This is a genomic window from Iodobacter sp. CM08 (assembly GCF_033446605.1).
Classification (GTDB): domain Bacteria; phylum Pseudomonadota; class Gammaproteobacteria; order Burkholderiales; family Chitinibacteraceae; genus Iodobacter.
The window spans coordinates 1-6,989 of record NZ_JAWQUO010000069.1 but is presented as its reverse complement, the minus strand read 5'-3'; the positions used below and the strand labels follow the sequence as shown (position 1 = coordinate 6,989).

Annotated in this window: 5 protein-coding genes and 1 pseudogene; all 6 read right to left on the bottom strand. The window is 47.1% G+C overall.

Going from position 1 to position 6,989, the window contains the following annotated elements; all coding sequences use genetic code 11:
- Positions 1 to 498, bottom strand: a pseudogene (locus tag R6242_RS21670) (hypothetical protein); the annotation flags it as partial.
- Positions 499 to 706: 208 nt separating this feature from the next.
- A complete protein-coding gene (locus R6242_RS21665; protein ID WP_318430884.1) occupies positions 707 to 1,324 on the bottom strand; it encodes a hypothetical protein in 618 nt (205 codons plus the stop codon).
- A gap of 1 nt (position 1,325) precedes the next feature.
- Positions 1,326 to 2,000: an AHH domain-containing protein gene (locus R6242_RS21660; RefSeq protein WP_318430882.1), complete on the bottom strand. Its 675-nt coding sequence runs from the start codon at positions 1,998 to 2,000 to the stop codon at positions 1,326 to 1,328.
- Between the two features lie 26 nt (positions 2,001 to 2,026).
- The gene (locus tag R6242_RS21655; RefSeq protein WP_318430880.1) at positions 2,027 to 3,241 is read right to left on the bottom strand and encodes a hypothetical protein; all 1,215 of its coding nucleotides are present in this window, start codon (positions 3,239 to 3,241) and stop codon (positions 2,027 to 2,029) included.
- A gap of 6 nt (positions 3,242 to 3,247) precedes the next feature.
- A complete protein-coding gene (locus R6242_RS21650) occupies positions 3,248 to 5,977 on the bottom strand; it encodes a type VI secretion system Vgr family protein (protein ID WP_318430878.1) in 2,730 nt (909 codons plus the stop codon).
- A gap of 385 nt (positions 5,978 to 6,362) precedes the next feature.
- Entirely contained in the window at positions 6,363 to 6,761 is a 399-nt protein-coding gene (locus tag R6242_RS21645) for a VOC family protein (protein ID WP_318430876.1), read from the bottom strand.
- Positions 6,762 to 6,989: the final 228 nt, after the last annotated feature.

Here is a 6,989-nt window from a genome sequence, read left to right as displayed (position 1 = left end):
CCATTGGCTGGTTTTGCCAGAGCAATCGGTATAGCTGCTGAGCTGCCCATTAGGCAGATAGGCGAGTTTTTTGCTGCCGCCTTTGGCATCTTTAATCGCTACGGGCAAGCCCTGCGGGTTGTAGCTGTATTGGGTGCTATGGCCCAGCGGGTCGGTTTCTTTGGTGAGATTGCCCTGGGCATCGTATTCGCGCAGCCATTCATGGCCGCTTGGATCGGTGATGCGGATTAGCTGGTCTTTATCGTCATAGGCCATCAACACCCGAGTTTGATCCGGGCGGATATGTTCTATCAGATTGTCTTTGTCGTCATAGATAAAGCTTTCAGCCGTGCCATCGGGGTGGACGTGTTTGGTCAGGTTTTTAGCTTCGTCCCTGAAAGCCCATTCTTCTTTGCCATCGGGGTAAACCGTGCGATACACATAGCCGTCGATATCAAAGTAATAGTAAGTCTCTTGCGCCAGCGCATCGGTGGTGATGGTCAGGCGCAGATCAGGCACATATTCGAGCTGGATGCTGTTGCTGCCATCGTCGGCGTATTCACGAATCGCTTTGGATTTGGCGTCTGTGCCATCCCACTCGATATTCTGCCCCCGGCCGGTGCGGTCGGTGTAGCGAGTAATCAGGTGGTTTGGGTATCAATTATTGCCAGCTAACTTGATTTTTATTGCTGGCAATAATTAGCCGTAACATTTACTAAATATTGCTTTATGGGTAAGTTACACCAAAGTCACTAATTGGAACTAATACAGCGCCACTGGTGTTAAATAAACCAGCAAGGGATTTGTGCACAACAATATTGCCTTCTGTTGTTCCTCCCATTTTAAAAATAAGCCTAGATTTCAATGGGGTTTTTTCAAGCAAATCGTCATTTAACGAGTAAGTGTAGATTTCATATCGTGGTGGGCCAAGCTGGTCTAGAGGATCAGGATCATATGTAGATTTATCTCTATCCCAGCAATCAAATCTGTCTGTGAAGGTTAGGAACCAATAATTCTCATGCCAATGATCTTTATGATCTATATATATTGAAGGCTGAATGGCTAGGTTTTCAATATCTAGCAACATTAATTTTTCACGTATATTGTCTTTTACAACGATATTAGACCCACTAAATAATATATTTGGAGGTGGCGATACTGGGGTAATATTTTTTGCTCTTTGTCTGTCTAATCTGCCATTTTCAAAGATAAGAGGCTTAGTGCCTAATGGTAGTTGCTGGGTAGTGTATGGTTTCTCAGCAGTATCCTCGTCTGGTGATAAAATTGGCATGCTTTTATTATTTAATTCAAGAATGAAATAATACTCTTTATTATATGTACTCATTTTATGATCCTGCCTTCAATTGGTATGCTACTGAGATATGTTTATATTTTATATTCTCCTTGTTTTGATTTTTACCTTGTTTATCTTCATGATTTCTATCAACAGGGCACGGTGTATTGACACGACGATGAGTAGGTACTTGGTCAACCCCCTTGCAACCATTTGCCCCCATAGAAAAAGAACTCGCTATATATGTTAATGGAGCAAGTGCTGGAGCTTTTTGAATCATGTTTAGTATTTTATTACTAATTTTATTCATTTCTTTTGTAACTTTTGCTCTGTGTTGGGCGTCGTCACCAGGGCAGTTTTGTGAGAGAAGATCGGCCATCTCTCTTATGCGTTTGCTAACCATTGTATGATAAGTATCAGGGTGATCCAAATCATCATCTAATTCTGATGCGATTGGAGCGGTGTGATTCCCTCTATGAGGTTGTACGCTTAAGTGACACGCTCCTTGAAGTGAGGATGGAATAAATACAAGATTAGGCAAAAGATTTATATCGTAACCAAACTCCGCGAGTTTCTTTCCTAACCTAGATTCATGTACTCCATCCGCAGAGATAAGATGATGCGCCTGCATCTTTATTCCGTGATGACGAGGATGATCCGCGATATGTGCTGTCGCATCCTTAATACGGTTTAGGTATTTGCTATCTTTTCCTATATTCCCAAGCATGATTTCTTTACCAGACAGATTGTTGGTTATTCATAAACCACGGTGCCTTGGAGGCTTCGAGGTGTGCTGTGTTTGGTGCTGCCACAGATACGGCATTTATGATCACGTTTAATCGTTTCACGTTTGGCATTGAGCGTGGTTCTGGTGCTGCCTTTTAGCCTTACACCTCGTGAACGAGCCTTAGTGAGTTTTTCGCCTAAGCGGTGCAGTTGATTAGTTGCGCTGGAGAAATCTTCAAGGCAGCGCTGAAAAGCTGAAAATGCTTGCTGGGCGTGCTCTATTTTTTTGACCACACCCGCCACTTTGCTGCTACTAGTGGCGATTCGTGCCGCAAGGGCGGTAATGCGTGCAGCGGCTGCTGTACCTGCAGAAATGAGGGCCGTTACAATAAGCATAACAACTTCAATCATTAAGTACGCGCCACCTTGTGCAGCAAGATAGGCGTAAAAATTAGGAGGGATTGCCTCCAAGGTAAGGCTGACATAGCTAAGGTACGAAAGTACACTTTCATGGTCGGCAATAATTTCCAGCACAACATAGAAGTTTGGGTCGTTCTTAATGTCAGTAGCCAGTTCTTTATCGATATCCATGAGTACGGTATCAACAAATTTTTGGATAAGCTTTGGATCGCCTTCAGCGATTAATATTGGCAGATTAAGGATTTCATTACGGTATGTATAAATCTTTCGTGCTTTATCGGCAGTATTATTTGCAGTAGCAACGGCGTGGTCTACTTTTTGTTTCGCTGACTTGTAGTTCCCTTGCACGGTTGTAGCCGCATCATCAATCTGAGCCTGCCACCAAGACCAGTTGCTCAATGTATGGTCGGCGTTTTTAATGGTTGTGCTTGCCTTGCTTATCGAAGCATCAATGTCTTTTTGCAGACCAATGGCATATTGCTTGGTTGTGTCGTATACAGAGCCTGCTGCATTTTCAACTTTCTGGCCCAGCTCAACCCATGTTTTTTTCTCAAACATTTCAGTAAAATCATTACCCCAGCCCTTTACACCCGCAGCAGCCCCATCTAAAACCGCCTCAGAAAGCGCACTCATTGGGTTTGTATCCCATTTACGCTGAAATGGGGCCATGGCATCTGTAAGGTTTAAATAGGCCGCATCCAGGCGCTGAATAATGAGCTGCCTGTCATCAAAAATCTCTTTCTCGGTTATATCAGGTTTGGCGACCATACTGACTTCCCCATCCTCAGGGCTAAGTAAGTGCTCGCTTTGTTTATTTGCCATGTTTGATTAGCTCTTTTTTGATAAATCAATGCTGAAGGTATCAGCAATTGTTTGCTGGCCAATACTGACTTTCAAGTTATCAATTGGCCATGCAGTTTTCCATTCATCATCATAAAATGCTGCGGCTTTTACCCACGTAGCATCATCATTTAGCATAACTGGCAAAGGCGGTTTTAAACTCGCCGGCCCGCCCCAGTCGTGGCTGCCGCCTTTGATGCTGACTTTGCCCGGTGCATGCAGGTCGATCTTGCCGTCTTTGATGCGGATATAAGCGCCGCCGGCGGTGAGCAGGATTTCTTGTTTGGCGTTAAAGAGGCCCTTGCCTTTGATGGCGGTGAGTTTGACGTTTTTGTCGCCGGTGATTTCGATATCGTCGCTTTGGGCCTGCATTTGTAGCTGGCCTTTGGCGGCGATCAGCTTCATGGTGATTTTGTCTTTAATGCCGCCGGTAAATAGGCTGATGTGCTGGCCTACGTTGTGAATCCAGCGGCGGCCGCTGCTTTGGTTGGTGTCTCTTTGGGCGACTTGGTCTAGGTTGCTGCCTGCGCTGAGGGTCTGGCTTTGCGGGGTGGTGATGGCCACGCCGTCTTCACCGTGCAGCAGGATGATTTTTTGCTGGCCAGCTTGCTCTTTGGATTTTGTTTTGCCGTCTTTATCCGTGTTGCTACCCGCTTCAAAGCTTTTGCTGGCGTGTACATGGTGGTAAAGATGTCCGTGGCTGGCTTTATCCCCAGCGCTGTTGTCGGGCTTGATGGTTTGATCGTCATCACCAGTTTCAATGCTGTCGGCGAGTTGTTTGGTGGCGTATTCGCCGAGGTTTTTGGCTGTATCTAAAGCGGATTCCAGCTGGCTTTGCGCGGGGCTGCGGTCGAGCTGCTTGCCGCTCGCGCCGCCTTTGGCTTCGGTGCTGATGAGTAAGCCGCTGGCGCGAATGGCACCTTGTTTGTCGCTGCGCAGCTCAAAGCCTTCGCCGCGTGGCTCACCTTTACCGTCGGTTCGTGGATGGATCAGATAGCCAAGGTTAAGCTGGGTTTTACCGTGCTCGCTAGATAATTTAGTGCGCACTTCGCCCTTGCTGTCATCAAACAGCAGCTCGCCGTATTGGCCGCCTTCAAATTCTTTGGTCTTAATGCCAGATAGGGTTTTATTGGCGGGCAAGCTGCCTGCGCCGCTGAATGTTGAAGGTGGATGAGATCCGTTGTGAACCACGGCGGTAACGATGGGCCGGTCGATATCTCCCTCGATAAAATCCACCAGAACTTCCTGGCCGATTCGCGGAATAAACTGGTGGCCAAAGCCTGCTCCGGCGGATGGCATAGAAACACGAATCCAGCAGGACGACTTATCGTCTAGGTTTGCGCCAAACTCAGGGTGCTCCTGAGCTCGCTGCCAATGTAGCTGAATTTTTATCCGGCCTTGCTCGTCGGTGTGGACTTCTGATCCAGCAGGGCCAACTACGGTGGCGGTTTGCACGCCACGGCTGGTGGGTTTGGTAAATTCTTGTTCGCCAAGGTGACTAAGCATGGGCTGGCCGCGTCTTTGGGCGGTGAAGTCGGTCTTATAAGGTGGATTATCGGCTGAAGCCGCTTCTACGAGTAAGCTCGGCGCAATGAGGCCAAGCTGCTGGGTAAGATTGGCTGGAAAATTATTATTTGCCGTGAATTTTAGCTCGGTGATGGCGAATTCTCGCTGCTCAGGCGAATCGAAATCATGAGCTGGGTGATCTTCTAAGCGGAACCACTGCCCCGCTTGCAGGCTGCGCAATGTGCCAGAGCCGGTAAACGATTTCTTTTGCCCGTCTAAAGCATCCTGTCGCAGCTTGGCATCGTGGTTAAGCGCGTCTAAATCGCTGGCGTAGTAATGTGCTTGTGGGTCGTAATATTCCAAGCTTGCTTGGATTTGCTGCCCGCCATCGCCTTGGTCCACCGCGCTATCGCTTAAGCCGTGGCTGGTACTGCTGGCTTTGTAGTCGAAGCTAGCAAGAGAAACCGAGCTACTGCCGATTTGCCGCTGGCTGTTCCATGCTGTAAGTGAGTCGCTTTCTTCACTGCCATCCGCACGATGAAAGCGAGCGATGGGATCCGCAGCTTCGGGAATGGAGAAGACATCATCAAAAACCACCAGCTGCACTTGAGGCGAGTCCCCAGCCAAGGATTCGAAGCGCCACGACAGTCCGCTTTCTTTCATTAGCCTAGTGATGAATGTAAGGTCATCCTCGCGGTACTGCACGCAATAAGAGCGGGGAGGATATTCGCCCGATAGCTTGAAATCCAGCGTTTGCACCGCAGCAAACACCGAGTTCATCGCCTGATGCTCGGCTAGTACCTGCTTCACGATATCCGGCACGGACAGCTCTTGAAACACGCGAGAAGTGCGCCGGTATCTAAGTAAGGCAAATGGCGGCTCTACTGTCAGCGAATATTTAGCAAAACCCCCATCAGATCCAAGCAATTGCGCTTGGCTAATCACGCCGCAGCGCTCAATCTGCCCACCATCGGCATCGGCCACAGATAAAACAATCGGCAGGCCAAGCAGAGATTTAAGCTCAATGCCGCCATCTGGCGACAAGCAATCAATCTGGTAGCGGAAAGTTTTTCCAATCCCCTCGCTGCCGCTGACCTGCTGCGGCAAAAGCTGCTCGCCCCAGGCCGCCCCATCGCCAAGTTGCAGGCTGATTAAACGATGATCTTGATTAAAAGCAGCGGCAAAAGAGGCGAGCAGATCGCTGGGTGTCATGGAGGTAATCTATGGTCGAATGGGAGCGTGCAGACTACATTAATAGGTGCTTATTTACAACGTGATTACATCTGATCTGTTTTTTTTATCAGGCTGTAAGTTATTGTGCGTAAGTAAAATGGCTTATCTCCGCTTTGTAGCTTGATGTGGTGCGGCGATACGCGTGTAGTAAATTAATCGTGGTCTGTCCCTATTTGCTCAATAAGCCAAAGCCGCTAATAAAAAAGCCAGTAAAAAAGGAAAAGCAATTACAAACTAGAGCAACAAGCTAAAGAACCAACACAAAACAGCAAGGCTAAAAAAACAAGCCAGTAATGACCTCTAACGTTAAGCTCAGCCGACGCGATAGCGGTCGGCTGGAGCTTTTTGTTATCTTCATAATTGACTATTTACCTACATCATCCAAGTGTTGAACTACGTCAACACGAAAACCCGCAGGGTCTTGCAACATAAAATGTATTTGCCCCCAAACTTCTTCTTTTAAATGCATGACAAAATTCAGATTCAGACTTTTTGCTTCTCTATACGCCTTTGCTGCATCTTTCACTTCCAGTGAAATAACATATCCATCGGCAGACATCATAGGATGAAGAAAATCAGGTTGAGCATCGTGATTAGGCAACAAAAAGCCAAGTTGGGCGCCTGTATTGGGTGATACGAGGTGTAGGTAAAAATTAGGATCATAAAAGACGGCATTAAAACCAAATACTGCCTCGTAAAACTGTTTCACGGATTCCAAATTTTGAGTCACCATAACTGGGAACATGGCTTCGATTTCTATCATTTGATTTACTCCTACATAGAGTTGATTAGGTAGGAATTAGTATTAACCATCAACTTAGTTCACTATTGTACAAAACGGACAAATTATTGAATTCGGTGGGAGTGAGGTAAGCGCTCAGCCCTCCCACCTAGCCAGCTGCTTTAGCCTTCGTTATCTTGTGGGCTCTGATCTTTAACAAATGGCAGCAGCTCGTCAATTCGGCTATTGGGCCAAGTCGGGAGTTTTTCT

Coding starts and splice junctions, on each gene's coding strand:
- R6242_RS21665 (WP_318430884.1), bottom strand. CDS start 1,324: ATGAGTACATATAATAAAGAGTATTATTTCATTCTTGAATTAAATAAT.
- R6242_RS21660 (WP_318430882.1), bottom strand. CDS start 2,000: ATGCTTGGGAATATAGGAAAAGATAGCAAATACCTAAACCGTATTAAG.
- R6242_RS21655 (WP_318430880.1), bottom strand. CDS start 3,241: ATGGCAAATAAACAAAGCGAGCACTTACTTAGCCCTGAGGATGGGGAA.
- R6242_RS21650 (WP_318430878.1), bottom strand. CDS start 5,977: ATGACACCCAGCGATCTGCTCGCCTCTTTTGCCGCTGCTTTTAATCAA.
- R6242_RS21645 (WP_318430876.1), bottom strand. CDS start 6,761: ATGATAGAAATCGAAGCCATGTTCCCAGTTATGGTGACTCAAAATTTG.